Below are 26,152 nucleotides of genomic sequence, written 5' to 3' on the forward strand. Positions count from 1 at the left end.
GCTGGTACATACAACGGCTGAAATGTCCGGCGACTGGGCACGGTTGGCCTCAGCCGTCCGTTCCCACCCTACGGCCCGGAGGATTCCCGTGTTCATCGACCTGCCCCTGGACGAACTGCGTGGATACCGCCCGCCGCTGCCCGAGCCCGCCGGGTTCGACGCGTTCTGGCAGCGCACCCTGGAGGAGGCGCGCGCCCACGCCCTCGATGCCCGTTTCACCGAGGTGTCCGCCGGGCTGCCCGTACTGGACGTCGCCGACGTGGAGTTCTCCGGCTTCGGCGGTCACCGGATCCGCGGCTGGTTCCTGGCACCACGGCAAACGGACGGGCTGCTTCCGTGTGTGGTGCAGTACCTCGGCTACGGCGGCGGCCGGCAGCGTCCGCACGACTGGCTGCGGTGGCCGTGCGCCGGGTACGCGACGCTGGTGATGGACACCCGGGGACAGAGCGGCCCCGACCGGCCCGGGGACACCCCCGACCCCGTCGCCTCCCCGAATCCGGGCGTCCCCGGCAAGATGACCCAGGGTCTGCTGGATCCCGACGCCTATTACTTCCGGCGGCTCTACACCGACGCGGTCCGCGCGGTGGAGGCGGCACGCACCCACGAAACGGTCGACGCGGACCGGATCGTGGTCGCGGGCGGCAGCCAGGGCGGCGCGTGCGCGCTGGCGGTGGCGGGGCTGGTGCCTGATCTGGCCGCCGCCCTGATCGACGTGCCGTTCCTGACCGACATCCGGCGCGCACTCGACCTCACCGACGCCGGCCCGTACGGCGAACTGGCCCGCTACTTCGCGGGCGAGCGCGACCGCGTCGACCACGCCCTGGCGACCCTCGACCACGTCGACGGGCTGAACTTCGCCGCCCGCGCGCAGGCCCCCGCGCTCTTCGGCACCGCGCTGCGGGACGCCGTCACCCCGCCGTCCACCGGCTTCGCCGCGTTCCACCACTATGCGGGCGTCAAGGAGCAGCGGGTGTGGCGGTTCAACGGGCACGAGGGCGGCGGCGGGCACCAGCGGGAGGAACAGATCGCGTTCCTGCGCCGCCTGTTCGGCCGGGACGCCACCGGGGAAGCCGCCGACGGCTGACCGGTGGTCCCGGCCCGCCGCGTTTCCCGGAGGGCCGCACTACTATGCGGCAGCGCGCCGGGGAGGCTCCCGGAAGCGCCGTCGGCGTCCGGCCGTCCGCCCGATCCGGGCCCCGGCTCCGACACACACCTCAGGAACGAGGCCCGGGGCACCGGCCGGGCAGAGGGAGGCAGCGCGATGGGCGCACAGTCGGCGGGACCGCTCGTCGTCGGCGTGGACAGCTCGACCCAGTCCACCAAAACGCTGGTGGTGGACGCGGATACCGGCGTGGTGGTCGCCCGCGGGCAGGCGCCGCACACGGTCAGCGGCGGTGACGGCAAGGAGAGCGATCCCGCGCAGTGGTGGCGGGCGCTGGGCGAGGCGCTGCGGCAGTGCGGCGCCGCGGCACGGCAGGCCACCGCGCTGTCCGTCGCCGGGCAGCAGCACGGCCTGGTCACGCTGGATGCCGCGGGCGCGCCGGTACGCCCCGCGCTGCTCTGGAACGACGTCCGCCCGGCGCCGCAGAGCGCGCGGCTGATCGAGGAGCTAGGCGGTCCGAAGGCGTGGGCCGATCGGGTCGGGAGCGTGCCCGCCCCCGCCTTCACAGTGGCCAAGTGGGCCTGGCTGCGGGCCAACGAGCCGGCCGCTGCCGCCGCGACGAGGGCGGTGCGGCTGCCGCACGACTACCTCACCGAGCGGCTCACCGGCGAAGCCGTCACCGACCGCGGCGACGCGTCGGGAACCGGCTGGTGGGCTTCGGCGACCGAGTCCTACGACACCGCGATCCTCAACCACGTCGGTCTTGATCCCGCGGTGCTGCCCCGGGTCGCCCTCCCTGGAGAGGCGGCGGGCACCGTCCACACCGGTGATCTGCCGCTGCCGCGCGGTGCGTTGGTGGCGGCCGGCACCGGCGACAACATGGCGGCTGCCCTCGGCCTCGGCCTGCTCCCGGGGCAGCCGGTGCTGAGCCTGGGGACGTCGGGGACGGTGTACGCGGTCTCCGGGCGCCGTCCCGCGGACCCGTCCGGTACGGTCGCCGGTTTCGCCGATGCCCGGGGCGACTGGCTGCCGCTCGCCTGCACCCTGAACTGCACCCTCGCCGTGGACCGGATCGCCGCGCTGCTGGGCAGGGACCGTGAGGCCGTCGAGCCCGGTGGCGACGCGGTGGTCCTGCCGTTCCTCGACGGCGAGCGCACCCCGAACCTGCCCGGCGCCTCGGGCCTGGTGCACGGTCTGCGGCACGACACCACGGCCGGGCAGCTTCTCCAAGCGGCGTACGACGGCGCGGTGTTCGCGCTGCTGAAGGCGTTGGACCAGGTGCTGGACGAGGACGCGGCAGCCGGTGCCCCGCTGCTGCTGATCGGCGGCGGCGCGAAGGGCAGGGCCTGGCGGGAGACCGTACGGCGGCTGTCCGGCCGGCCGGTCGCGGTGCCCGATGCGCAGGAGCTGGTCGCGCTCGGCGCCGCGGCGCAGGCGGCGGGGCTGCTGCTGGGCGAGGATCCGGCGGCGGTGGCGCGTCGTTGGGGTACGGCCCGCGGTGCGCGGTACGCGGCGCGGGAGCGGGACGCGAGCGCCTGGGAACGGCTGGCCGGCACGCTGGCGGACGGGGACACGCTGCTGCGCAGGTGAGCGCCCGCCGCGCCCCGCCGCCGGCCGGGGCGCGTGCCGGGTCCGGTGTCCCGCCGCCCCTGGAACGGGCGTTGACGGCCCGTACGCCGCCGCCCGTCCACGCTCGGCCCACGCGCCGCGCTACGGCATCCGGGTGATCCGGTGTCACTTTTCCGAACAGTTCTGACCTGCGGATTTTCTTCTTTGGTCGGGCCATTGACGGATCGGCCACACCCTTGGCAGGCAACGCGCCGTTGCGCATCATGAACACAGGCCGCACATGTCATGTACGCGCCCCCTCGGCCCTGTCAGGAGTCCTCATGGAGCCCGACCGCCAGCCCCCGGCCCGCCGGCGACTGCTCACCGGCGCCGCCGCGCTCGCCGCTGCCGCCGCCCTCACCCCCCTGTCTGCGGCATCGGCCCGCGCCACACCCCGCACCCGCACCCCGCGCGCCACGGCGTATCCCCCCACCCACTGGAACCCCGCCGACACCGCCAACTACACGGCCGCCGACCGCCCGACGGAATACCCCGTCGACATGGTCGTGGTGCACGTCACGCAGGAGACGTACACCGACACCATCAAGCTCTTCCAGGACCCGGCACACCAAGCGGCGGCGCACTACGTCGTCCGGTCGTCCGACGGCTACATCGCCTCGTGCGTACGCGAACGCAACGTCGCCTGGCATGCCGGCAACTGGGACTACAACACCCGCAGTATCGGCATCGAGCACGAGGGCTGGGTGGACGATCCCACCTGGTTCACCGACGCGCTGTACCAGCAGTCCGCCCTGCTGACCGCGGCCGTCTGCGACCGCTACGGCATCCCCAAGGACCGCACCCACATCATCGGCCACGTCGAAGTGCCCGGCACCGACCACACCGACCCGGGCCAGTACTGGGACTGGGCGCGCTACATGCAACTGGTCACCGACGCGTCGTCCTGACACTCCGCCCGGCCGCCGGCACCCCGGCGGCCGGGCGGCACGGCGGCCGTTCACCGCTTCTACGGATTCACGACATCTCCGGTCCATAGTGAACTTCCATGACACATGGGACAGTTGGCGTGACCTCAGGGGGCATCGTGAGACGGCGGCATGGACATCTCCGGGCGGCGCTGACGGTAGTGGCGGCATGGGGCGTACTGGCCGGCGCCGGAGCGGCCGAGGGCGCGCGGGCCACCGCAGCGCCCGGCACGCTGCACCGGTTACCTGCCGTCCGGCTGGCACCCGGCGTGCAGTACAACGCGTTCCGCATGACGGTGCCCGGCGGCGTCGCACACGGCCATCTGCTGACGGTGGACCTGGGCGCGCCGCAGGTGTCGGTGGACCTGCTGTACCCGGGGGCGGTCGGCGCACGGTCCCCGGTGTCCCGGCTGGCCGCCGCGCGCCGCGCGGTCGGCGCCGTCAACGGCGACTTCTTCCACATCACCGAAACCCAGCACCCCGGCGTCGAGCCGACCGGCGCATCGGTCGGCCCGGCGATCTCCTCCGGACGCACCCTGAAGGCCGCGGTACCCGACGGCCAGCGCTTCGGCCCCGCCCTGCCACCCGGCACGACCACCCATGACGTGCTCGGCGTCGGCCGCGACCGGCGGGCACGCCTGGACCGGCTCACCCTGCGCGGCGCGGTCCTGACCGCCCGCCGCACGCTGCCACTGCGCGGGCTCAACCAGTACGCGCTGCCGGTGAACGGCATCGGCGCGTACACCTCCCGCTGGGGCCCGGCCTCCCGGGTGCGCGCCACCTGCGGCACGGACACCGACCGCGCCGCGCCGTGCAGCGACACGACGTACGAGGTCACGGTCCGCCGCGGCCGGGTGCGCGCGGTGGCGCGGCGGCCGGGCAGCGGCGCGATCGCTCCGGGGAGCGTGGTGCTGGTCGGCCGGGAAGAGGGAGCGCGCCGGCTGCGTGCCCTGCGGCCCGGCGACCCGGTGCGCGTCCGCCACCGGCTCGTCGGCCGAGGCGGCTCGCCGCTGCGGTTCGCGGTCGGCGGCTTCCCCATCCTGCGGGACAGCCGCCCGCTGCCTGGCCTGGACACCGCGACCCGGGCGGTGCGGACCGGCGCCGGCATCGGGGACGGCGGCCGTCGGCTCTACCTGCTGTCCCTGGACGGCACGCGGGGCGAACCGGGGCTCACGATCGCCGAACTGGCCGACGCACTGGGCAGGTTGGGGGCACGGGACGGCATGGATCTGGACGGTGGCGGCTCGTCGACCCTGGTCACCCGCGCACCGGGCAGCACGGACACCGTCGTCCGCAATCACCCGTCGGGCGGCGCCGAGCGGCCGGTGGCCAACGCGGTCGGGGTCTTCTCGGCCGGATGAAGGGCCGCGCCGCCCGGGAGGCCACCGGCGGCGGGACGGCGGGGCGCCGCCGCGGTCACGGGCGCAGGCTGCTGACGACGTCGGCCGCTCCGGACAGGCCGTTGTGGATGTCGGGGGCGAGGCTGCTGCCCGCCAGGTAGAAGCCGAGCATGCCGCAGACGATGGCGTGCGAGAGCTTGAGTTTTCCGCTGCGCAGAAAGATCACCGTCAGAATCAGCAGCAGCAGGATGACCGAGATCGAAATAGCCATGGGACACCTCCTGGACCGCCGCCCGAACGGACGGCTACGAGTGGCCAGTTTGGCGTATTTCGGCGTATATCAGCTTCGTCACCAGGTGCGCCGATCAGGTGATCACTGCGGGTCACGCTCCACGGTCCGTCCGCGGCCCCGGCACCACGGGCCGCAGTGTGGCGTGGATCACGTCACTTTGGGCAACGAGTCTTCGCCTTCCGCCGTCTTAGCGGCCGACGGCGCCGATACTCCCCCGCCTCGACGTACCGCTACCGCAGACGAAAGCACCACCATGAGCCAGAATCCGTGCCCCAGCCGCCGCACCCGGCCCACCGGGCTGCGGCACGCCGTGCTCACGCTGCTCCCGGTGCTCGGCCTCGGCGCGCTGACCGCCTGCGGCTCCGCCGCCGCGTCCCCCGCCAAGGGCGACCCGGTACGCGTGACACTGGGCGCGGCGAGCGGCACCGCCACCGTGCGGGCGGGCGACCGGCTCACGGTGACGGCGTCCGGCGGGGTACTGACGGAGGTGACGGTCACCGACCCGGAGGGCCGGCACCTGACCGGCGGGCTCGGGGACGGCGGGACCGTCTGGACCTCGGGGGCCAGGACGGCGCCCGGCACCAAATACTCGGTGCTGGCGCGGACCAGGAACCCGCAGGGCGGCACCGGCGAGGCCAAGGAATCGGTGACCACCGCGAAGGCGGGCAAGTTCAACAAGGTGACGCTGCGGCCCGGCTCGCAGGGCGCCGTCGCGGGGGTCGCGCAGCCCGTCTCGGTCACCTTCGACTTCCCGGTGACCGACCGGGCCGAGGTGGAGAAGCACCTGAAGGTGACCACCGACAACCACACCACCGGGTCGTGGGGCTGGGTGCGCACCGCATCGGGCAGGGACCGGGTCGACTGGCGCCCCAAGGACTACTGGAAACCCGGCACCCGGGTCGGCGTCCAGGCCGGCCTCGACGGGGTGGACTCCGGTGGCGGGCGCTACTTCGCCAAGGACCACGACCTGCACTTCACCATCGGCCGCAGCCGGATCGTCAAGGTCGACCTCGACCACGGGCGGCTGACGTTCGTCGAGGACGGCAAGGCCGTCAAGCGGTTCCCGGTCACGGCCGGAGCTGACGGCACGAAGCCGCCGCGGACCGGCGTCTTCCCGCTGACCGCCCGCGACGTCTCGGCCGCCGGTCCCTCCGGGTCCGTACTGCCGGGCGCCGCCTGCCACCGCGCGCCGCACCACGCCGTCCGCCCCGCGCCCTCCGGGAGGCCCGCGCCCGCGGCACCCGGGGACGCACCGCACCGGGTCCGGGCCGGCGCCGGCTGCATCGGGGTCTCGCAGGAGGCCGCCGACTGGCTGCGCGCCCGCCTGGCACCCGGCGACCCCTTCGAGATCACCGGTTCATCCGCGGGAGGGAGTGCCGAGACCGACCACCGGACCCCAGACTGGACGATCGACTGGTCGCGCTGGCAGCGCCTGAGCGCCCTCGCGCCGACCAACTGACCCCTTCAGAGCCTAATGTGACGGAATGAGCACCGTGCAGGACCAGGATCAACTCACGGGGTGGCGGCGCTTCCGGCGCCGCGTCCCCAACGGCTTCGCCATCATCTTCAGTGTGCTGGGGCTGTTCTGCGCCATCACGGCGCTGTTCGGACCGCTGCGACGCGGACTCCATCCGGTGATCTACTGGCTGGACACCCTCACCATCCCCGTGGCGCCCAACTTCGCCTACGCCGTTTTCCTGTTCCTCCTGGGCGCGGCGATGACCGCCCGCAAACAGGTGGTGCTGTGGTTCGTGGTGGCGTACATGCTGCTGGTCGCCCTCGCGGACGCGCTGTTCCTCGCCGCGGGCTACTGGGAGTACGCGTTCTCGCTGGTGCTGTGCACCGCGGCGCTGCTCCTGCTGGTCGTCTCGCACCGCGAGTTCTACGCCATCACCCGGCGCGGCGCCTTCGCCCGTGCCGCGCTCGTGCTGGTCGGCGGTCTTGTCGCGGCGGTGCTGGTGGGCTGGGGCCTGGTCTCGCTGTTCCCCGGCTCGCTGGAGGCCGGCGGCGGCAACCGCCTGCTGTGGACGGCCAACCGCGTCTGCGGCGGGCTGGTCGGCGGCCGGCTCGTCGAGGGCTACCCGCCGCACTGGCTCGGCGCCCTGCTCGGCCTGCTCGGCGCGCTGGCACTGCTGAACGCCGCCGCCACGCTCTTCCGTTCGCAGCGCATGGAAGCGGCGCTGCACGGCGACGAAGAGGCCCGCATCCGCGCGCTGCTCGCGCGCTACGGCGGCGCGGACTCGCTCGGCTACTTCGCCACCCGCCGGGACAAGGCCGTGGTCTTCTCCCCCAGCGGCAAGGCCGCCGTCACCTACCGCGTCGAGGCCGGCGTCTGCCTGGCCAGCGGTGACCCGGTCGGTGACCGTGAGGCGTGGACGCAGGCCATCGAGGCGTGGCTGGAGGTCGCCGGACGCTACGGCTGGCAGCCGGCCGTCATGGGCGCGAGCGAGGACGGCGCGAAGGCGTTCGCCCGCTGCGGTCTCGGCGCGCTGCAGCTCGGCGACGAAGCGATCTTGCACATCAAGGACTTCGAGCTGGACGGCCGCGAGATGCGGGTGACCCGGCAGGCCGTCAACCGCGTGCAGCGCACCGGCGCCACCTTCCGGATAAGGCGCCACGCGGCACTGTCGGACGAGGAGATGCGCGAGGTCATCGACCGGGCGGACGCCTGGCGCGACACCGAGACCGAGCGCGGCTTCTCGATGGCGCTTGACCGGCTCGGCGACCCGGAGGACGGCGACTGCCTGCTGGCCGAGGCGTTCGACGGCGACGGCAAGATGATCGCGCTGCTGTCGTTCGTGCCCTGGGGCGACGACGGCATCTCGCTGGACGTGATGCGCCGCGACCGCAGCGCACCCAACGGCGTCATGGAGTTCATGGTCGCGCAGCTGTGCGCGCAGGCCGGGCAGTTCGGTGTGCACCGGGTCTCGCTGAACTTCGCGGTGTTCAGGTCGGCGTTCGAGGAGGGCGCGCGGATCGGCGCGGGCCCGGTGCTGAAGTTCTGGCGCAAGCTGCTGCTGTTCTTCTCCAAGTGGTGGCAGCTGGAGGCGCTCTACCGCTCGAACGCCAAGTACAACCCCGAGTGGTACCCGCGGTTCCTGTGCTACGCGGACGCCGGCGCGCTGGCCAGGATCGGCCTGGCCTCCGGCATCGCCGAGGGCTTCGTCGCCGTACCGAGCCTGGGCAAGCTGTGGGGCAAGGGCCACAAGAAGAAGCTGCTGGCCCCGGCCAGCACCGCGGGCCTGCCCTCGCTGCACGAACTGGGCCTGGTCAGCGAGCCGGCCACCGAGGAGGAGCAGCGTGAGCGGGAACTGGCCGCGCTGCCCGACCAGGTGCGCACCCGGCACCGCAAGCTGGAGCGGCTGCGGGCCGAGGGCACCGACCCGTACCCGGTGGGCGTGCGGCGCACCCACACGCTCGCCGAGGTCCGCGCCGAGCACCCCGGGCTCGGGGCCGGCGAGCACACCGGCAAGTCGGTCACCGTGGCCGGGCGGGTGCTGCTCACCCGTGACCACGGCGGGGTGCTCTTCGCCGTGCTGCGGGACTGGTCGGGCGACCTCCAGATCGCGCTGACCCGGGACGGCAGCGGCGACGCGCTGCTGGACCGCTTCGGCTCCGACATCGACCTCGGCGACCACGTCGAGGCCGAGGGCGAGGTCGGCACCAGCGACCGCGGCGAGCTGACCGTGTTCGTCACGACGTGGCGGCTGACGGCGAAGTGCCTGCGCCCGCTGCCCGACAAGCGGCGCGGTCTGTCCGACCCGGAGGCCAAGGTCCGCAGGCGCTACGTCGACCTGGTCGTCTCGCCGGACGCGCGGGACACCGTACGGGCCCGCAGCACGGCCGTGCAGGCGCTGCGGCAGGGGCTGATCGACCGGGGTTACCTGGAGGTCGAGACGCCGATGCTCCAGCAGATCCACGGCGGTGCCAACGCCCGTCCCTTCCACACCCACATCAACGCCTACGACCTCGACCTCTATCTGCGGATCGCGCCGGAGCTTTACCTCAAGCGGCTGTGCGTCGGCGGCATGGAGAAGGTCTTCGAGATGGGCCGGACCTTCCGCAACGAGGGCATCTCCTACAAGCACAACCCCGAGTTCACGATGCTGGAGGCGTACCAGGCGTTCGCCGACTACGACGTGATGCTCGACCTGACCCGGGAGCTGATCCAGGGCGCGGCCGTGGCCGCCTTCGGCAGTGCGACCGCGCGCAAGGCGGATGCAAACGGCCGCCTGGTCGAGCACGACATCTCCGGTATCTGGCCGGTCAAGACCGTCTACGGCGCGATCTCGGAGGCGCTGGGCGAGGCGGTCGACGCGGACACCGACCCGGATGTGCTGCGGCGGCTGTGCAATGCCGCTGCGGTGCCGGTGAAGCCGGAGATGGGCCGCGGCGACCTGGTGCTGGAGATGTACGAGCGGCTGGTGGAGGAGCGCACGACGCTGCCGACCTTCTACAAGGACTTCCCCACCGACGTCTCGCCGCTGACCCGCCAGCACCGGGTGGACCCCCGGCTCGCCGAACGCTGGGACCTGGTCGCCTTCGGCACCGAACTGGGCACCGCCTACTCGGAGTTGACCGACCCGGTGGAGCAGCGCCGGCGGCTGACCGCACAGTCCCTGCTGGCGGCCGGCGGCGACGTGGAGGCGATGGAGCTGGACGAGGACTTCCTCCAGGCACTCGAATACGCGATGCCGCCCACCGGCGGCCTCGGCATCGGCGTGGACCGGCTGGTCATGTTCCTCACCGGCCTGTCGATCCGCGAGACGCTCCCGTTCCCGCTGGTGCGGCGCCGCTGAGCACCGCCACCGCAACCGCCACTGCGCGCCCTTCCACCGGGAGGGCGCGCAGTGGTGTCAGACCGTCTCGATGCCGAGCAGTGCGGGGTCGGTGGCCAGCGCCGTGAAGCGGCCCCGCGGGTCGGTGAGCATCCTGCGGGTGGTGAGGTCCAGGAGGCCGCAGACCGCGTGCACCTCGGCGGCGGGAGTGCCGTCGGTCTTGACGATCCGCTGCTCGATCCGGAAGGACTTGCCCTCACCCCAGACGAAGGCGCAGCTGACCTCGACCTCGTCGCCGGCCCGCAGCTCCCGCAGGTAGCGGATGGTGGTCTCCACCGTCACCGGGCCCATGCCCCGTTCCACCAGGGTGCTCTGCGGGACACCGGCGGCCCGGAGCGCCGACCAGCGGGCGTGTTCGGCGTACTGGAGGTAGACCGCCTGGTTGAGGTGGCCCTGGGTGTCGGTCTCGTAGCCGCGGACCGTGACACTCACGGTGAAGAGTGCGCTCCCGGCTGCCGTATCCGTCACGATCGCTCCCGCTGCTCTCGGTACCGGTCCGGCGGTCCGCCGGCGGCACGTTCCGGCCGTGTGTTCCCATCGTAGGCGGCGTTGATCGTCAGCGGGCCTGATCGGGCGGGCCCGCCGGGCCGTTCGTCTCCTGGAGCTGATCCCAGCGGACCGTGCGGTCGCACCAGCGTTCCAGGAGCGTGCGGTCGTGGCCGACGGCGAGCAGTCCCGCGCCGGTCATCTCCCGGTAGTCCTCGACGGCCCGCACGAGGGCGGCGGTGGTGGACGCGTCGAGCATCGCGGTCATCTCGTCGCAGATCAGCCAGCGCGGGCGCAGCACCAACGCGCGGGCCAGGCAGGCGCGTTGCAGCTGCCCGTCGCTCACTTCGTGCGGGCGGCGGGCGAGCAGGTCGTCGGTGAGGCCGACGGCGGGCGCCCACTGTGCGACGGACGCGGCGGCTTCCGTGCGGCGACCGGTCGCGCGCAGCGGTTCGGCGATCAGGTCGGCGAGGCGCAGCCGGGGGTCGGCGGAGAGCCGCGGCTGCTGGAAGATCACGCCGAACGCGGTCCGCAGCTCGCGCGGGGCGCGGTGCCGCCAGGCCCGTACCGTCCCGCCGTCCATGACGACGGTGCCGCCTTCGGGCCTGTGCAGCAGCGCCGCGACCCGTGCCAGCGTCGACTTGCCGCAGCCGCTGGGGCCCAGCAGGCCCACCGATTCCCCCGCGCCGACGGTCAGCGAGATGCCGGACACGACGGGCCGCTTCCGCTCGTATCCGGCGGTGATGTCACGCAGTTCGAGCACGGCCTGGCTCCTTGACGGGGGTGCCGGCGGTGGCCGGCGCGCCTTCGGGGTGGTGGCAGGCGACGCCGCCGGACGGCACGGGCGGTGTCGCGCAGCGGTCGGTGGCGCGGTCGCAGCGGGCGGCGAAGGCGCAGCCGGCCGGGAGCGCGCCGAGTTCCGGCGGCAGCCCTGGGATCGGGGTGAAGCCGCGGTCCGGCAGCGCGTCAAGCAGTCCGCGGGCGTACGGGTGGCGCGGGCCGCGGGCACCGAAGAAGGCGGTGGCGTCGGCGAGTTCGACGATGCGTCCGGCGTACATCACGGCGACCCGGTCGGCGATCCGCTCGGCCGCCGCCAGGTCGTGGGTGATCATCAGCAGCGCGCGGCCGTCGTCGGCGTGCCGGCGCAGCGCGTCGACGGTGCGCTCGACGAGGTCGCGGTCGAGTCCCGTGGTGGGTTCGTCGGCGAGCAGCAGCCGGGCGTCGCCGACGAGGGCCAGCGCACTCGCCGCGCGCTGGGCGAGACCGCCGGAGAGCTGGTGGGGGTAGCGGTCGAGGTGGTCGAGCGGGAAGGCGGCGCGTTCCGCCGCCGCCTCGGCCGCCGCCCGCAGCTCGGACCGCGCGCCGCGCCGCCCGGTCAACTCGCGTACGGTCTCTTCGAGTTGGGCGCGGACCGTGCGGACCGGCGTGAGGTGGGCGGCGGGGCTCTGCGGGACGAGTCCGATGCGCCGGCCACGGATGGTGCGGGCCAGCTGCCGTTCGGACGCGGTCAGCAGCTCGACGGCTGGCTCCCCCGGCGCCTGCCCCGCCAGATGGGCCGAGCCCGCCGTCTCGGCGTTGCCCGGCAGCAGCCCGAGCAGGGCGGACGCCAGAACGGACTTGCCGCAGCCGCTCTCGCCGACCAGCGCCAGGCAGCTGCCGGGCGCCAGGTCGAAGGAGGCGTCCGATACCGCCTCGACCTGCCCGCCACCACGCATCCGGAAGCGGACCGACAGGCCACGTACGGACAGCACCGGGGGCTCGGGGTGCGTGGTTTCCTGCGCGTTCACAGCATCAGCTCCGATCGGCGGCGTGGGTTCAGCCGCTCGCGCCAGGCGCCGGCCAGGCCGGCGATGGCGAGGGTCGGCACGATGATGAACAGGCCGGGGAAGAGCGTCGGCCACCAGTCGCCTGCCAGCAGGGAGCTGCGGGCGGAGTTGACCATGATGCCCAGGCTCGCTTCGTGGGCGGGCAGGCCGAGCCCGAGGAACGACAGGGCGGACTCGTGCCAGATGGCGTGCGGGACCATCAGCACGGCGGCGAGGCCGGCCTGCGGCAGTACGCCGGGCAGCAGGTGCCGCAGCGCCACCCGCCATCGTGAGGCGCCTCCGGAGACCGCCGCGTCGATGTACGGGCGGGAGCGCAGCGAGAGGACCTCGGCGCGGACGATGCGGGCGGTGGACAGCCAGTGGGTCAGCGCCACCGAGATGATCACCGGCCAGACGCCGGGCCGGAACATCGCCACGATGAAGATGCCGAGCAGCAGGTGCGGCACCGAGGAGCAGAGATCGACGGCCCGCATCACCGCGCGGTCCACCCAGCCGCCGAGCGCGCCGGCCAGCGCGCCGACGGCGGTGCCGATGACCGCGGCGGCGAGCGCGGCGACCACGCCGACGAGCAGCGAGACCCGCAGCCCGTAGACGCAGCGCAGCAGCAGGTCGCGGCCGACCTCGTCGGTGCCGAAGGGGTGGGCCCAGGACGGCGGCTTGAGCTTGAGTGCCAGGTCGACGGCCTGCCGGTCGAGGGGGATCAGCAGCGGGACGACGAGGACGGCGAGCACGACGGCGGCGACGAGGACGGCGGAGGTGCGCACCCGGAGGGTGCGGTTGCGGTGTCCGGCCGCGGTGCCGGTGCCGCGCCGGTGCCAGGTGACGGGGGCCGCGGGGGCCTTCGCGGTCGGTGTGGGGTCAGCCATCGAAACCCACCCTCGGGTCGGCGAGTCCGTACAGGAGGTCGGAGAGGAGATTGCCGGCGAGGACGGCTGCGGTGGCCAGGACGGTGAGCGCGGCCAGCAGCGGGAAATCCACCGAGGTCGCCGCGTCGACGGTGGCCGCGGCGATGCCGGGCCAGCTGAAGACCGTCTCGACCAGCAGCGCGCCGGTGATCAGTTCCGGCACGCGGGAGCCGATCAGGGTGAGCACCGGCAGCAGCCCGGAGCGGAGCGCGTGCCGGAGCAGGACGGTCCGCTCGCTCAGGCCGCGGGCCCGTGCGCCGCGTACCGGGTCCTCCTCCAGGGCGTCGCCGACGCCCTGCCGTACGTAGAGCACGAACCACGGGAGCTGGGAGACGGCGAGTACCAGGGCGGGCAGGACGGCGTGCCGGGCGATCTGTCCGGCCGATGCGACGTCGCTGCCGGTGTCGGTGAGTCCGCCGGCCGGCAGTACCCCCAGCTTGAGGGCGAACAGCCAGACGGCGAGCAGGCCGAGCCAGAACGGCGGGGCGGCCTCCAGCGCGTAGGCGACGGAGGTGACGGCGCGGTCGAGCAGCCCGCCGCGGCGGCGGGCGGCGAGCACGCCGAGCAGGGTGCCGACGGCGACGGCGAGCACGAAGGCCAGCGCGCACAGCAGCACGGACCAGCCGATGCGCTCGCCGATGACCTGCGAGACGGGGGCGCGCAGGGTGGCGGAGTCGCCGAGGTCGCCGGTGAGGGCGCCGGTCAGCCAGTCCCACCAGCGGGCGAGCAGCGGCTGGTCGACGCCGAGGTTGTGCCGGAGCTGGTCGAGGTTCTGCTGCGATGCGGTGAGCCCGGCGTCGCCCGCGTAGGCCCGTACCGGGTCGAAGGGTGAGGCGGCGGCGATGGCGAACACCCCGAGGGTGACGGCGAGCAGAACGGGCACGGCGAGCAGGACCCGCCGTGCCGTCATCCGCGCCATCGGCCCCCAGGGCACAGACGTGGGGGTCACGTGGCGGGCTGCCAGTCCTCTACGTTCCACCAGGGGCCCGAGGCCAGGCCGTGGTCGTGCGGCTCGGTCTGGGTGGTGAGGTCCTTCCAGCGGTCGGCGAGCACGTAGACGTGGTCGACGTGGGTGAGGAAGGTGTAGGCGGGGTCGTCGACGAGCCGCTTCTGGATCGCGTCGTAGGCGGCCTTGCGGGCGTCCTTGTCGTCGGTGCGGCGAGCCTCGACGAGCTTGGCGTCGACGGTCTTGTCGGCGTAGCTCGACATGTTGTTGAAGCCGTCGCCCGCCAGCGAGGAGTGCAGCAGGAGGTACTGGTCGAAGTCCGGGTCGGCGGGGCTGCCGCCGCCGGCGAGTACCGCGTCCTTGGTCATGTTCGGCTCGATGGCCTCCCAGGTGCCGGACTCGACCTTGGCCTCGATGCCGGCCTTCTTGGCGTCGGAGGCGAAGGCGAGGGCGTGCTCCTGGCGGAGCTTGTCGCCGGAGAGGTACCAGAGGGTGAAGGAAGCACGCGTGCCGTCCTTCTTCCTGATGCCGTCGCCGCCCTTCTTCCAGCCGGCGTCGTCGAGGATCCGCTCGGCCTTCTTCAGGTCGTGCGGCCGTTCGGTGCCCTTGGCGAACCAGGGGCTGTCGGTGGGCACCGGGCCGTAGGCGGGCTTGCCCGCGCCGTTCAGGATGCCCTTGACCATGGCCTCGCGGTCCACGGCGAGGTCCAGGGCCCGGCGTACGGAGCGGTCGCCGGTGACGGGGTTGCCGCTGGGCAGGGTGACGTTGCGGTAGTCGAAGGTCTTCGCCGTCAGCGTCGTGCGGGCCTTGTCGTCCTTGAAGGTGGCGGCGAGCTGCGGCGGCAGGATGGCGCCGTCGAGGTCGCCGGAGCGCAGCCGGGTGGCGCGGATGTCGTCGTCCTTGATGATCGCCATGGTGAAGTTCTTCACCTTCGGCGCGCCGCCCCAGTAGGAGGGGTTGGCCTTGAAGGCGAGCTTCTCGCCCTTGGACCAGCGGGTGAGGACGTACGGGCCGGTGCCGACCGGCTTGGTGGTGAAGCTGCCGTGGTTGACGTCCTGCTTGCCGGCGATGTGCTGCGGGGCGATGGGCAGGACGGTGCGCTCGGCGAACGGCGCGTAGGGGTACTTGAGGTGGAAGACGACGGTGTGGTCGTCCTTCTTCTTGACGTCCTTGACGGCGTCCAGTTCGGCCTTGGAGGCGTTGTTGGTCTTCTCGTCGAGGATGGTGTCGTAGGTGAAGACGACGTCGTCGGCGGTGAAGGGCTTGCCGTCGCTGAACTTCACGCCCTTGCGGAGGGTGAAGGTGTAGGTCCTGCCACCGTCGGTGATCTCGGGGAGGGCGGCTGCCAGGGCCGGCTTGAGCCGCATCTCGGCGTCGTGGGTGAGCAGCCCGTCGAATATCTTGGAGTTGCCGTCCTTGCCGTAGCCGAGCAGCGGGCTGAGCGTCTCCGGTTCGTACGCGATGCCGACCACGGCGGAATCCGCGCGCCCCGCCGCGGCGCCCTTGCCGTCGTCCGGCGTCGAACAGGCCGTCGCTGTCAGTGCCATGGTGGCCGCCAGCGTCACCGCGGCGGCTCCCCGTATGGACCGGGCCGTCATCCCCACTCTCCTCTGCGCATCGACTGCTCTTGCATATTCAATGCAATTAAAGCAAACGTAAAGGTGGGGTCATCAACCGGCCGGATGTTCCAGTTCTCCCCCGGCGCCCGCCTGCCGGTGTCCTGGGGCGCAGACACCGGCGCGGCGGCGCGGGCGGGACGCCGTCCGTCAGGCGCTGCCGGTCTTCAGCGTGAGCTGCCACTTCGCCAGGGCCTCGTCGACCGGCTGGAAGATCGTCAGGGTCTCGCCGTCGCTGTCACAGCCCGCGGTGCCGCCCCCGGAGTGCACGCCGATGGCCTTCGGGTCGCCGGGCTGGGTCACGTAGGCGCCGCCCGAATCCCCTGCCGTGGAGCAGGCGTTGGTGAACGCCATGCCCTCGACGATGTCGGTGCCGTAGTCCACGGTCTGGTCGACGGCGGTGATCTCGCCGCAACGCCAGCCGCTGGCCTCGCCCGAGCGGCAGACGGAGGTGCCCACCACGCTCTGCTGCGAGCCGGTGACCGCGACCGGGGCGCCGCCCTGCCCGGCCACGTCGGCGCTCAGCGTCCACTCCGGCCGGTCCACCGTGACCAGGCCGAAGTCGCCCTCCCGCCCGTTGACGCTGTGCGTGCCGCCGGTGTTGGAGGTGCCCAGCCGGCTGCCGTCCTTGCCGTACGCCGGCTGGTCGGCCTCGGCGGTGCAGTGTCCGGCCGTCAGGAAACCCCGGAACCCGGCGGCCCCGGTGACCGAGAAGCCGATGGAGCAGATGCCTTCGTTGCCCGGCAGCCACTTCTCGCCGCCGACGACCTTGCCGCCCTGCCGGCGGGGCGACTGGTCGCCGCGGGCGACGCGCACCGGGATGCCCGCCGCGGCGCCGAGCTGCTGCACGGTGCCGGCGAACGTGTCGGTGGCCTCCGTACGGGCGGTGCGGTCGACGCGCACCACGACGCCGTTGGCGCGCTCGTCGACGCCCCAACCCGTCACCCCTGCCACGCCGTTGCCCGCCTTCACCGAGATCTGGCGGACCAGGGAGGCGAGTTGGCCGTGGCTGTGCCCGACCCGCTGAGCGACCGCTCCCGCCGCTTCCACCCGCCGCGCCTCGTCGGCCCCGGTGACCGCGACGACCAGCCTGCCGGTGGTCTTGTCGAACCACATTCCGGCGGCCGGACCGGCCAGCGCGTGGCGTACCGCTGCCGCCGTGCGCTGCGCCTCGGCCTCCTGGGCGAGCCGGGCGCGCGCCTGCTCGGGCGTCAGGCCCAGGTCCCTGCGCATCGCGTCGAGCATCCCGCGCTGCGCAGGACCCGGCGTCGGCGTCGGGTCGGGGGGCGGCGCTGCGTGCGCCGGGTTGATCGGGCCGACGGCTGCCATGACGGCGGCAGCGGTCGCGCCCCAGACGGCTGCCTGGCGGTAGCGGCGGTGCATGGGATCTCTCCTCGCGGGGGGTCGAGTTCGCGTCGTTCCGGCTCGTTGAGCCTGCTCGACCTCGCCGCTCGCGGCAGGGGAAAGATCACCCGGCATCATGAGGGGATGCCACCCGAGACCCGGCCCGCCGCCCCCGGGCCATACGGCCCCGACCCGTTCGGCGGCCTCCCCGCGGCCCTGCGCAACGTCGCCTACTCGGCCGCCCGCCATCCGGGAGCCGGGGCACCTGATGAGGCGTCACCCACGGCCCGGGGCGGCGGCGACCTGCGGACGGGCGGCGGCTCCCCCGGCGCGCCTGATCTCAGCGGCGGCGCGAACTGCCAGCGGTACGCGTACGCGGTGCTCCACCACTTCGGCCTGTGGGTGCCGCCGCTGCGGTCGGCGGAACTGTGGGCCGACGTGCGGGCGACGTACCGGGTGGACCGGCCGGGGCCGCTGGACCTGCTGCTCTTCGACGGCGGCCCGGTGGCAGGGCGGCCGGAGGGGTACGGGGCGCACGTGGGGGTACGGCTCGGCCCCGATCAGGTGCTGCACCTGTGCAAGGAGGTCGGCCGGCCCGTGGTCTGGCGTCCCGCCGACTTCGCGGCGCGCACCCGCTATGCCCGGCTGCTGGGCACGAAGCGGGTGCGTGGGGGTGTCCGTCCGCCGGGCCTGTAGGACGTGTCCGACACGTGGCCGTCGGGTGGCGGCGGTCCGTCGGGCGCGGCCCGGGGGCGGCCCTCAGAACCCTCCGTCGCCGCCTCCGAAGCCACCGCCTCCGCCGAATCCACCGCCGTCACCGAAACCGCCGCCGTCACCGAAACCGCCGCCGAAGTCGTCGGCGTTGAAGTCGGAGCCGGAGAAGTCGCCGCCTTCCGTGCCTCCGGGGCCGCCGAGGTCGGCGCCGTAGGCGTGCGGGGCCATCATCATGTTGCCGAGCATGGTGCCCATCAGCAGGCCGGGGAGCATGCCGCCGCCGAAGTAGCCGCCGGCCCAGGGACCGTAGGACGGTCCCGCGTCCCAGTACGGGCGGTCGCCTTCCGCGGTCCTGACCGTACGGGCCATCGGCTCCCTGCCGTCGTCCAGCCTGACCTTGTCGGCGGCGCAGACCGGGACGGTGCGCTGGGCACCGTCGGCCGGGGCCCAGGACACGTCGACGACGGACGGGCCGTGCCGCGGGTCGAAGAAGCAGGGCACCCGGCGCTCGGGGAGCGGGGCTTGGGTGCGGCGTGCGGCGAGGGTGGCGAGCGAGAATCTGCCGTCCTCCAGCGCCTCGGTCACCGGCTGTACGTCGCGCGGGTGCTCGGCCGCCGCCATCGCCGATTTGGCGCTCTCGTACGCGTCCAGCGCGTGACTGTAGTCCGCGCGCATCGCGTCGTCGGCGCCCGGCTCGCCCGGCTGGAAGTCGAGCCGGTCCAGTTCCTCGCCGAACGCCGTGATGTCCTCGTCGACCACCACCCGCAGGTCTTCCAGGGCCGCGCGCTCGGTTTCGGCGCGCCGCTTGCGGTTGCGGCGGGCGATGGCGTACGCGCCGCCACCGCCGACGACGGCCAGCACGCCGATGCCAACGGCGGTGCCGGTGCCGAAGCCGCCGCCGTTGCCCGTGCCGCCCCAGGACGCCGGGGCGTGCCCGTTGGCCTGCTGGTCGGCGGTGTCGACGAAGCTGTTCAGGCGTTCGTTGACGGTCGGGTACTGGGAGTTCTTGACCGCGCCGACGAGGTTCTTCACCGAGCTGGACGACATGACGCGCGCGTCGGCGCCCGCGTTGAAGCCGTCGCCCAGCTCCACGGCGTAGACGCCGCTGATGCCGACCTTGGTGCGCAGGTCGCGCAGCAGGGTGCTGGGCTGGTACTCGGCGGCCTTGGGCAGCACGGCGACGAAGATCGGCTTGCCGGAGTCCTTGATCTTCTTGGCCAGCGCGTCCGCCTGGCCGGACGAGAGCTGGTCCGACGCCCGTGAATCGACGTAGACCGGCCCCTTCTTGAGCGCCGCGGCGGCCTCATCGAGCCCTCCGGCCGCGCTGGCGCCCGGCGCCAGCGCGGCGACCGCCGCCAACAGGAGGGCCACCAGCGCGAGAACCGGCAGGAGCAGCGCGCTACGACGTGCGGTCTTCATACCTACGACGCTACCCGAAGGCCCCATTTTGGACACGGCTACGGGCGCGGGCAGGCGCATCGGCGGGCCGCCGGACCGATGAGGTGGCGGAGTGTTCCGCCGGGGTCGCGGTCCGTTATGCGGGTGCCGGCCGTACAGGGGTGCCGTGGCCGGGGCGCCTCCGTACGGCCGGGGCGCCGCTACGGTGCGGGCAGTGCCGCCAGGTCCGCCAGGGTTTCGCGGTGCCGGCCCGGCGCCCCGAGTGCGATCTCGTCGCTCTTGGCGCGCTTGAGGAACAGGTGCGCCGGGTGCTCCCAGGTCATGCCGATCCCGCCGTGCAGCTGGATGCACTCCTCGGCGGCCCGGACCGCCACCGGCGCGCAGTACGCCTGGGCGACGGCCACCGCGACCGGCGCGTCGGGGCTGTCCGTGGCCAGCGCGTCGGCGGCATTGCGGGCCGCCGCGCGGGCGGATGCGACGTCGAGCCAGAGCGCGGCGAGCCGGTGCTTGAGCGCCTGGAACGAGCCGACGGCGCGGCCGAACTGTTTACGTTCGGCGGTGTACCGCACGGTTTCGGCCAGGCACCACTCGGCGACGCCGAGCTGTTCGGACGCCAGCAGGCCCGCCCCGGTCAGCAGCGCCCGCCCGACCGCGGCGCGGGCCCGTTCGCCGGTGGCCAGTGGCCGGCCGGCGGCGCCTTCGAGGGTGAGGTGCCCGAGCGGGCGGGTCAGGTCGAGCGGCGTCACCGGGTCGTGCCGGACGCCGTCGGCCGTGGCGTCGACCGCGTACAGCGCGGGGCCTTCGGGGCCTTCGGCCGGTACCAGCAGGACCTCGGCGGCAGCGGCGTCGGCGACCGAGGTGATCCGGCCGCTGAGCGCACCCTGCGCGTCGGCGCGCACCCGCTGCGGGTACGCGGTGCCAGGCGCGGTGGGCAGCGGCAGCGCGAGCACCGCGACGGTGCGGCCATCGGCGAGCCCGGTCAGCAGGGCGGCCACGTCCGGGAGTTCCCCTTCGCAGCCCAGCAGTGCGGTCACCGCGATGACGGCGCTGGTCAGGTACGGGACGGGCGCCACGGAGCGGCCCACTTCCTCCAGCACGACCGCGGCCTCGCGGGCACTCGCGCCCGCGCCGCCGAACGCTTGCGGCACCAGCAGGCCCGCGGTGCCGATGTCCGTGCCGAGCGCCCGCCACAGGCCGGCGTCGTACCCGGTGGCCGATTCCAGGCCGTCGAGCACGATGGCCGGATCGCAGCGGTCGGCGAGCAGCGCGCGGACGGCGGCCCGCAGATCGTCCTCGGCCTCGCTGTAGAGGAGGTCGGGGCCGGGTGTGGATGCAGTCATCGGGGGAGGTCCTTCCAGGCGACGTCCTTGTCGTTGCGTGGCTCGGGCGGCAGCCCCAGTACGCGCTCGGCGACGATGTTGAGCAGCACCTCGGATGTGCCGCCTTCGATGGAGTTCCCCTTGGCCCGCAGATAGCGGTAGCCGGCCTCGCGCCCGGTGAAGTCGACGCCGTCGGGGCGGCGCAGCGTCCAGTCGTCGTACGTCAGCCCGTCCTCGCCGAGGAATTCCACCTCCCAGCCGCTGATCTGCTGGGCGAGCCGGGCGAAGGCGAGCTTCATGCCGCTGCCCTCCGGGCCCGGCTGCCCCTTGGTGAGCTGCTGGCGCAGCCGTTCACCGGTGAGCCTGGCGACCTCGGCGTCCACCCATAGGGACAACAGCCGCTGGTGGAGGTCGTGGGTCCGCAGTTCGGGGCGGGCGCGCCAGTCACCGGCCGCGACGCCGATCATGCCGCCCTCGCGCGGTGTCCTGGCACCGCCGATGGCGACCCGCTCGTTCATGAGGGTGGTCTGCGCGACCCGCCAGCCCTCGCCGACCTCGCCGAGCCGGTGCGCGTCGGGGATCCGCACGCCGGTCAGGAAGACCTCGTTGAACTCCGCCTCGCCGGTGATCTGCCGCAGCGGCCTGATGTCGACCCCGGGGTCGGTCATGTCGCACACGAAGTACGTGATGCCCTGGTGCTTGGGCAGGCCGGGGTCGGTGCGCGCGATGAGGATGGCCCAGCGGGCCTGGTGGGCGCCGGACGTCCAGACCTTCTGCCCGTCGACCAGCCAGTCCCCCGTGCCCTCGGGTCCTTCCCCCTCCGCGCGCACCGCGCGGGTCGCCAGCGCCGCGAGGTCGGATCCCGCGCCCGGCTCGCTGAACAGCTGGCACCAGACTTCTTCGCCGGTCCACAGGGGGCGCAGGAAGCGCCGCCGCTGTGCGTCGGTGCCGTAGCGCAGGAGGGTGGGTGCCGCCATGCCCAGGCCGATGCCGATCCGGCCTGGGTTGTTGTCGGGGGCGCCGGCGGCGGTCAGCTCGGCATCCACCACGGACTGGAGTGCGCGGGGCGCGTCGAGCCCGCCGAGCCCTTCGGGGAAGTGGATCCAGGCGAGTCCGGCGTCGAAGCGGGCGCGCAGGAAGTCGAGTGGTGCGGTGGTGGCGGGCGGATGCGCGGCGAGCAGTTCGGCGGCGCGCCCGCGCAGGTCGGCTGCGTCGGTCATCGGGCCTGCTCCGCTCCGGGGATGACGACGAGGCGGCCGGTGGTGGTGCCGTCGGCGACCCGCTGGACGGCGTCCGCCGCGTCCTGAAGCGGCACCCGGCCGCCGATCAGCGGCTTGACGACGCCGCCGGCCGCGAGCTTGGTGAGCTCTTCGTGGCAGGCGGTGACGGCGTCCGGGTCCTTGGTGTTGTAGAGGCCCCAATGCAGGCCCAGGATGGCGTAGTTCTTCACCAGGGCGTGGTTGAGCCCGGGGGTGGGGATCGCGCCGCCGGCGAAGCCCACGACGACGATCCGGCCCTCGAAGGCGATGCACTTGACGGACTTGGCGTAGGCGTCGCCGCCGACCGGGTCGTAGACCACGTCGGCGCCGCGGCCACCGGTGGCTTCCTTGACGGCCGCGACGATGTCGTCGCCGCGCCGGTCGATGACGAGGTCGCAGCCCAGTGCGCGGGCGGTGCGGGCCTTCTCCTCGCCGCCGACGACGCCGATCACCCGGGCGCCCGCGGCCTTGCCGAGCTGGACGGCCGCGCTGCCCACGCCACCGGCCGCGGCGTGCACCAGCAGGGTCTCGCCCGGCTGGAGCCGTGCCCTGCGGTGCAGGCCGAACCAGCCCGTCTGGTAGCCGATGTGCAGGGCGGCGGCCTCCGCGTCGTCCAGTGCTTCAGGGGCGGGGCGCACCGTCGCGGCGTCGACGACCACCTGTTCGGCGAAACCGCCGGCCGGCAGCGGCGGCTGGGCCAGCACCCGCGCTCCCACCTCGCCCGCCGCGCCCTCGCCGACGTCCAGCACCTCGCCGCAGATCTCCACACCAGGGGTGAACGGCAGCGGCGGCCGTACCTGGTACTGGCCGCGGCACAGCAGCGCATCCGGGAAGTTGATGTTCGCGGCCCGCACCCGGAGCAGCAACTGCCCAGGACCCGCCTGCGGTTGTGGCACCTCTTCCAGCCGCATCACCTCGCGCGGCTCGCCGTTCGCGTGTACGCGCCATGCCTTCACCTGGTGCCTCCACAGACCTCGGGTTCGCGGGTGGCGCGGGACCGTACGGGCTCCGGCGCCACGGGCATACTAAGCGGTCGGTATCCCTGAGGGAACAGCTTCGGGAAACCCCTCGCGAGGCGCCGCCCTACGTACGCCCCTCCCGTTCCTGGGCGTCCTTCATCGCGTCCGACGAGGCGGCCCAGCGGGCGCGGACGACCGGGTAGCCCGCCTTCTCGCAGGCGTCGCAGACCAGTTCGTCGTCGTCGACGACGTGCCGGACCTCGCGGCCGTTCGCGAGGCGGCGCAGCAGGTCGAGCTTGGCCTGCCGGGCCGGGCGGCGGTCGTCGTTGGCCCGCATCCAGAGGCGGCCGTCCGGCAGGCCCTGCGCGGCGAGCCAGGCGAGGGTGTCGCGGCGGCAGCGTTCGGGGCGGCCGGTGAGGTAGGCGACCTCGCAGTCCCTGGCGCTGTCCAGGGCCAGCGCCACGCCTTCGGGCAGCGGGGGGTCTTCGGTGGCCGCCGCGAAGAAGGCGCGCCAGTCGCGCGGGGTGCGTTCGATGAGGTACTGGCGGTGCCCGGAGTCGGCGAGCGTGCCGTCCAAGTCGAAGACCGCCAAGGGTCGTTGTGCCATCTTCCGTGCCGTCCGTTCCGTTCGTCCAGATGTTGCGCCGACCGCTGAGACCGGCGGGAAGCGGGAGCGCGGGCACGCCCCGGGCGGGTGCCGTCACGGGGGTCGGCGTCCCCGCGGAGCCGTCCATGTCCCGGCCACTGCCCGGCCCGCCGTTGTTCACGAGCGACGGCACAACTCCCGTGTAGAGCCTCCGGTCCAACGGGGTGACCACAGGCACCACGGCGCACCGACACCCCGAAGGGCCACTTCCGCATGCGCAGCTACCGCATCCTCACCGCCACAGCCGCCCTCGCCCTCGCTCTCGGCTCGACCGCTCTCGCGGCGCCGGCCGCCCAGGCAGCCGCGAAGGCCACGGCCACCGTCGTCCACGAGGACAGTGAACTCTGGTACAAAGCCGCCCCCGGGCAGCAGAATAGGCTGACGGTCGGCGAAGAGATCGAGCACCGCGGCGAGTTCGATTCGTACTACGTCCTCACCTTCCACGACCGGTACGACATCGCCATCGACGCGAGTGCCGCGAGCGCAGACGCGTGCACGTACCCCACGCAGGGCGACCACACCGTCGTGCGCTGCGCGGTCAAGATCCCGGAGAACTCGGACGACTCGGACAGCTACGACATCGACCTCGGCGACCAGGACGACACCGCGACGCTCGAACCGGACAGCAGCGCATGGGCCGGGGTCCACGGGGGTCCTGGCAACGACGTGCTCAAGGGGTCCGCATCCGCCATGCTCCACGGCGATGACGGCGACGACCATCTCGACGGCGGCGGCGGCCCGTTCGGCTTCGGCTCCTTCGGCGGTCCGGGGAACGACACCCTCACCCGCTGCGGGCAGGACTGCTACGGCGGAGCCGGGAACGACTCGCTGACCGGCACCGGCGAGGAGAACAGCCTGCACGGTGACGACGGCGACGATGTCCTGCACGGCGCGGGCGGCACCGACGTCCTCTATGGCGGCAAGGGCAACGACACGCTGTACGGCGAGGCGGGGGACGACACGCTGTGGGGCAACAGCGGTGACGACGTCCTGTGGGGCGGCGCGGGCACCGACAAGCTTTCCGGCGGGCCCGGCCGCAACGAGCTGCACCAGGACTGAACTCGCCCTGCGTCGCCGGAACGGGCCGCGAGCCCGACCTGCTCCACACGGCAGGCCGTACCCCTCGGGTCAGGCATCCTTCGCGGAAAGCTGCGCCCGTAGGGCGAGGCGGTCGGTCTTGCCTGCGGGTGTGCGCGGCAGTCGGTCCATGACCGTGATCCGGCCCGGCGTCAAGGCGCGCGGGATCCTGTCGGCCGCCCACCTGCGCAGTTCGCGTGAGGTGGCCTGCCTGCCCGAGGCGAGGACGACGGCCAGGCCGACCTCGGCGGGGCGGCCGGCCGTCTCGTCTCCGGGCAGCAGGACGGCGACCGCCTCGCGTGCCGCCGGGTGGGATTCGAATGCCGCCTCGATATCGCCGAGTTCGATCCGGTGTCCTCGGATCTTCACCTGTTGATCGAGTCGGCCGAGAAACTCCCATCTGCCGTCTTTGTGGAGCCGGCCGAGGTCGCCCGTTCGGTAGCAGCGGCGGTCGCCCTCGGGAAGAGCGAAGCCGGCGAAGCGGTCAGCGGTCAGTTCCTCCCGATCCAGGTACCCCTGGGCGAGGCATGCTCCGTGGATGAGGATCTCGCCTTCGATACTGCCGTCGGCCGGATGGATCGCCGCCGCGTCAGGGTCGTGCTCCGCAAGTTGGTGGGCCTCCAGGGGGTTGAGGTGCAGGCCGGTGTCCGGCAATGGGCTGCCCAGGCCGATGACCCGTGGGTCGGTGATCCGTTGGGCGCTCGCCCAGATGGTGGCCTCCGTCGGGCCGTACAGATTCCAGAGTTCGGCGGTGAGCGGAAGCAGGCACTGGGCGAGCGGTGTGGTCAGGGCCTCACCGCCGCACCAGATGCGGCTGCCGGGCAGTCCCTTCCAGCCGGCGGCTGTCACCAGGCGCCAGAAGCTCGGGGTCGCCTGTAGTACGTCGGGGCGGTATCTGTCGACGGTCTCCGCGAAGAGGCCCGGATCGCCGCGCGCCTCCGCCGGGGCGGCCACCACGGCGCCACCGACCTGCAACGGGAGCAGGAGTTCGGCCAGGGAGATGTCGAAGGAGAGCGCGGTCAGCGCCAGCATGGCCTCACCGGCGGCGAGCCCGGGGGTGCGGGCGAGCCCGCCGAGGCGGGTACCGAGTGCCTGGTGGGAGACGGCAACGCCTTTGGGCACGCCGGTCGAACCAGAGGTGTACATGACGTATGCGACGTCTTCGAGTCCGGTGCGGGGCGGGGATTGCGGTGTGCGGGGAATCGTCTCGGCCGTGAGCCCGTCCCCGGTCCCGTCGTCGCGGAGTACCAGTACCGGGCGCGCGTCATTGAGCACCGCGTCACGGCGGGCCCGAGGGTAGCTCTGATCCAGGGGCAGCAGCGCACGTCGGCTCAGACCGGCGGCGAGCAGCGCGGGCACACCGGCCGAAGCGTCAACCGCATCGAGCGCGATCAAAGAGCCCGGCGGCGTGAGACGGGCGATCCGTTCCGCCAACTTCCTTACGGTATCGGCGAGTTCGCGGTAGCTCCAGGTCCGCCGATGGCCGAGGAGAGCGACGGCATCGGGCGACTGCTCGGCATGTCTCAGGAATGCATCTGCCGCCAGGATCAT

The 26,152-nt window shown here is 73.3% G+C and carries 22 protein-coding genes; 8 read left to right on the top strand and 14 right to left on the bottom strand.

Annotation, left to right across the window (positions count from 1 at the left end; all coding sequences use genetic code 11):
- Window positions 1-88 precede the first annotated feature (88 nt).
- From ACGFNI_RS07055 to ACGFNI_RS07070, 4 genes are all read left to right on the top strand, one after another.
- Entirely contained in the window at window positions 89-1,084 is a 996-nt protein-coding gene (locus tag ACGFNI_RS07055) for an acetylxylan esterase (protein ID WP_393681337.1), read from the top strand.
- Window positions 1,085-1,261: 177 nt separating this feature from the next.
- Window positions 1,262-2,692, top strand: a complete 1,431-nt coding sequence (xylB, locus tag ACGFNI_RS07060; RefSeq protein ID WP_393681339.1) for a xylulokinase — start codon at window positions 1,262-1,264, stop codon at window positions 2,690-2,692.
- A gap of 299 nt (window positions 2,693-2,991) precedes the next feature.
- The gene (locus tag ACGFNI_RS07065) at window positions 2,992-3,618 is read left to right on the top strand and encodes an N-acetylmuramoyl-L-alanine amidase (RefSeq protein ID WP_393681341.1); all 627 of its coding nucleotides are present in this window, start codon (window positions 2,992-2,994) and stop codon (window positions 3,616-3,618) included.
- A 98-nt stretch (window positions 3,619-3,716) separates the two neighbouring features.
- Window positions 3,717-4,997, top strand: coding sequence for a phosphodiester glycosidase family protein (locus ACGFNI_RS07070; protein WP_393681343.1), 1,281 nt, complete (start codon window positions 3,717-3,719; stop codon window positions 4,995-4,997).
- A gap of 55 nt (window positions 4,998-5,052) precedes the next feature.
- Here the strand turns inward: ACGFNI_RS07070 and ACGFNI_RS07075 are convergent, their stop codons facing one another.
- Window positions 5,053-5,247, bottom strand: a complete 195-nt coding sequence (locus tag ACGFNI_RS07075; RefSeq protein WP_393681344.1) for a hypothetical protein — start codon at window positions 5,245-5,247, stop codon at window positions 5,053-5,055.
- 274 nt (window positions 5,248-5,521) lie between these two features.
- Between ACGFNI_RS07075 and ACGFNI_RS07080 the strand changes: the two genes are divergently transcribed.
- Window positions 5,522-6,727 (top strand): Ig-like domain-containing protein, encoded by a 1,206-nt coding sequence (locus ACGFNI_RS07080; protein ID WP_393681346.1) that lies wholly within the window; start codon window positions 5,522-5,524, stop codon window positions 6,725-6,727.
- Between the two features lie 25 nt (window positions 6,728-6,752).
- Window positions 6,753-10,067 carry a bifunctional lysylphosphatidylglycerol synthetase/lysine--tRNA ligase LysX gene (lysX, locus tag ACGFNI_RS07085; protein WP_393681348.1) on the top strand — a complete coding sequence of 1,105 codons (3,315 nt, stop codon included), beginning with the start codon at window positions 6,753-6,755 and terminating at the stop codon, window positions 10,065-10,067.
- A 57-nt stretch (window positions 10,068-10,124) separates the two neighbouring features.
- Here the strand turns inward: lysX and ACGFNI_RS07090 are convergent, their stop codons facing one another.
- The 7 genes from ACGFNI_RS07090 to ACGFNI_RS07120 form a co-directional block, all read right to left on the bottom strand.
- A complete protein-coding gene (locus ACGFNI_RS07090) occupies window positions 10,125-10,577 on the bottom strand; it encodes an acyl-CoA thioesterase (RefSeq protein ID WP_393681484.1) in 453 nt (150 codons plus the stop codon).
- 85 nt (window positions 10,578-10,662) lie between these two features.
- A complete protein-coding gene (locus ACGFNI_RS07095) occupies window positions 10,663-11,355 on the bottom strand; it encodes an ABC transporter ATP-binding protein (RefSeq protein WP_393681350.1) in 693 nt (230 codons plus the stop codon).
- Entirely contained in the window at window positions 11,339-12,307 is a 969-nt protein-coding gene (locus tag ACGFNI_RS07100; RefSeq protein ID WP_393681486.1) for an ABC transporter ATP-binding protein, read from the bottom strand. Before ACGFNI_RS07100 ends, ACGFNI_RS07095 begins: the two co-directional genes overlap by 17 nt.
- 68 nt (window positions 12,308-12,375) lie before the next feature.
- Window positions 12,376-13,284 carry an ABC transporter permease gene (locus ACGFNI_RS07105; protein WP_393681352.1) on the bottom strand — a complete coding sequence of 303 codons (909 nt, stop codon included), beginning with the start codon at window positions 13,282-13,284 and terminating at the stop codon, window positions 12,376-12,378.
- Complete coding sequence (locus ACGFNI_RS07110; RefSeq protein WP_393681487.1) at window positions 13,277-14,233, bottom strand: ABC transporter permease; 957 nt, start codon at window positions 14,231-14,233, stop codon at window positions 13,277-13,279. Before ACGFNI_RS07110 ends, ACGFNI_RS07105 begins: the two co-directional genes overlap by 8 nt.
- Window positions 14,234-14,268: 35 nt before the next feature.
- On the bottom strand, window positions 14,269-15,867 hold the full coding sequence (locus tag ACGFNI_RS07115; RefSeq protein ID WP_393681353.1) for an ABC transporter substrate-binding protein: 1,599 nt from the start codon (window positions 15,865-15,867) through the stop codon (window positions 14,269-14,271).
- A 168-nt stretch (window positions 15,868-16,035) separates the two neighbouring features.
- Complete coding sequence (locus ACGFNI_RS07120) at window positions 16,036-17,268, bottom strand: S1 family peptidase (protein WP_393681354.1); 1,233 nt, start codon at window positions 17,266-17,268, stop codon at window positions 16,036-16,038.
- 105 nt (window positions 17,269-17,373) lie between these two features.
- Between ACGFNI_RS07120 and ACGFNI_RS07125 the strand changes: the two genes are divergently transcribed.
- The gene (locus ACGFNI_RS07125; RefSeq protein WP_393681356.1) at window positions 17,374-17,925 is read left to right on the top strand and encodes a cell wall hydrolase; all 552 of its coding nucleotides are present in this window, start codon (window positions 17,374-17,376) and stop codon (window positions 17,923-17,925) included.
- Between the two features lie 63 nt (window positions 17,926-17,988).
- On the opposite strand, the gene ACGFNI_RS07130 is transcribed toward ACGFNI_RS07125, so the two are convergent.
- From ACGFNI_RS07130 to ACGFNI_RS07150, 5 genes are all read right to left on the bottom strand, one after another.
- Window positions 17,989-19,362, bottom strand: a complete 1,374-nt coding sequence (locus ACGFNI_RS07130; protein WP_393681358.1) for a hypothetical protein — start codon at window positions 19,360-19,362, stop codon at window positions 17,989-17,991.
- A gap of 179 nt (window positions 19,363-19,541) precedes the next feature.
- Window positions 19,542-20,681, bottom strand: a complete 1,140-nt coding sequence (locus tag ACGFNI_RS07135) for an acyl-CoA dehydrogenase family protein (protein WP_393681360.1) — start codon at window positions 20,679-20,681, stop codon at window positions 19,542-19,544.
- Window positions 20,678-21,880, bottom strand: a complete 1,203-nt coding sequence (locus ACGFNI_RS07140; protein WP_393681361.1) for an acyl-CoA dehydrogenase family protein — start codon at window positions 21,878-21,880, stop codon at window positions 20,678-20,680. Before ACGFNI_RS07140 ends, ACGFNI_RS07135 begins: the two co-directional genes overlap by 4 nt.
- Window positions 21,877-22,875: an NADPH:quinone oxidoreductase family protein gene (locus ACGFNI_RS07145; RefSeq protein WP_393681362.1), complete on the bottom strand. Its 999-nt coding sequence runs from the start codon at window positions 22,873-22,875 to the stop codon at window positions 21,877-21,879. Before ACGFNI_RS07145 ends, ACGFNI_RS07140 begins: the two co-directional genes overlap by 4 nt.
- Before the next feature lie 127 nt (window positions 22,876-23,002).
- Window positions 23,003-23,485: a hypothetical protein gene (locus ACGFNI_RS07150; protein WP_393681364.1), complete on the bottom strand. Its 483-nt coding sequence runs from the start codon at window positions 23,483-23,485 to the stop codon at window positions 23,003-23,005.
- Between the two features lie 252 nt (window positions 23,486-23,737).
- On the opposite strand from ACGFNI_RS07150, the gene ACGFNI_RS07155 reads away from it, so the two are divergent.
- The gene (locus tag ACGFNI_RS07155) at window positions 23,738-24,583 is read left to right on the top strand and encodes a calcium-binding protein (protein WP_393681366.1); all 846 of its coding nucleotides are present in this window, start codon (window positions 23,738-23,740) and stop codon (window positions 24,581-24,583) included.
- Between the two features lie 69 nt (window positions 24,584-24,652).
- Here the strand turns inward: ACGFNI_RS07155 and ACGFNI_RS07160 are convergent, their stop codons facing one another.
- On the bottom strand, window positions 24,653-26,152 hold the full coding sequence (locus ACGFNI_RS07160; protein ID WP_393681368.1) for an AMP-binding protein: 1,500 nt from the start codon (window positions 26,150-26,152) through the stop codon (window positions 24,653-24,655).

It is taken from the genome of Streptomyces sp. NPDC048644 (assembly GCF_043199105.1).
In the GTDB taxonomy this organism is placed as follows: domain Bacteria; phylum Actinomycetota; class Actinomycetes; order Streptomycetales; family Streptomycetaceae; genus Streptomyces.

Excerpts from the sequence above, each read along its gene's own strand:
- xylB (WP_393681339.1), top strand. The coding sequence starts at position 1,262 with ATGGGCGCACAGTCGGCGGGACCGCTCGTCGTCGGCGTGGACAGCTCG.
- ACGFNI_RS07065 (WP_393681341.1), top strand. The coding sequence starts at position 2,992 with ATGGAGCCCGACCGCCAGCCCCCGGCCCGCCGGCGACTGCTCACCGGC.
- ACGFNI_RS07070 (WP_393681343.1), top strand. The coding sequence starts at position 3,717 with ATGACACATGGGACAGTTGGCGTGACCTCAGGGGGCATCGTGAGACGG.
- ACGFNI_RS07075 (WP_393681344.1), bottom strand. The coding sequence starts at position 5,247 with ATGGCTATTTCGATCTCGGTCATCCTGCTGCTGCTGATTCTGACGGTG.
- ACGFNI_RS07080 (WP_393681346.1), top strand. The coding sequence starts at position 5,522 with ATGAGCCAGAATCCGTGCCCCAGCCGCCGCACCCGGCCCACCGGGCTG.
- lysX (WP_393681348.1), top strand. The coding sequence starts at position 6,753 with ATGAGCACCGTGCAGGACCAGGATCAACTCACGGGGTGGCGGCGCTTC.
- ACGFNI_RS07100 (WP_393681486.1), bottom strand. The coding sequence starts at position 12,307 with ATGCGTGGTGGCGGGCAGGTCGAGGCGGTATCGGACGCCTCCTTCGAC.
- ACGFNI_RS07105 (WP_393681352.1), bottom strand. The coding sequence starts at position 13,284 with ATGGCTGACCCCACACCGACCGCGAAGGCCCCCGCGGCCCCCGTCACC.
- ACGFNI_RS07110 (WP_393681487.1), bottom strand. The coding sequence starts at position 14,233 with ATGACGGCACGGCGGGTCCTGCTCGCCGTGCCCGTTCTGCTCGCCGTC.
- ACGFNI_RS07115 (WP_393681353.1), bottom strand. The coding sequence starts at position 15,867 with ATGACGGCCCGGTCCATACGGGGAGCCGCCGCGGTGACGCTGGCGGCC.
- ACGFNI_RS07120 (WP_393681354.1), bottom strand. The coding sequence starts at position 17,268 with ATGCACCGCCGCTACCGCCAGGCAGCCGTCTGGGGCGCGACCGCTGCC.
- ACGFNI_RS07125 (WP_393681356.1), top strand. The coding sequence starts at position 17,374 with ATGCCACCCGAGACCCGGCCCGCCGCCCCCGGGCCATACGGCCCCGAC.
- ACGFNI_RS07130 (WP_393681358.1), bottom strand. The coding sequence starts at position 19,362 with ATGAAGACCGCACGTCGTAGCGCGCTGCTCCTGCCGGTTCTCGCGCTG.
- ACGFNI_RS07135 (WP_393681360.1), bottom strand. The coding sequence starts at position 20,681 with ATGACTGCATCCACACCCGGCCCCGACCTCCTCTACAGCGAGGCCGAG.
- ACGFNI_RS07140 (WP_393681361.1), bottom strand. The coding sequence starts at position 21,880 with ATGACCGACGCAGCCGACCTGCGCGGGCGCGCCGCCGAACTGCTCGCC.
- ACGFNI_RS07150 (WP_393681364.1), bottom strand. The coding sequence starts at position 23,485 with ATGGCACAACGACCCTTGGCGGTCTTCGACTTGGACGGCACGCTCGCC.
- ACGFNI_RS07155 (WP_393681366.1), top strand. The coding sequence starts at position 23,738 with ATGCGCAGCTACCGCATCCTCACCGCCACAGCCGCCCTCGCCCTCGCT.
- ACGFNI_RS07160 (WP_393681368.1), bottom strand. The coding sequence starts at position 26,152 with ATGATCCTGGCGGCAGATGCATTCCTGAGACATGCCGAGCAGTCGCCC.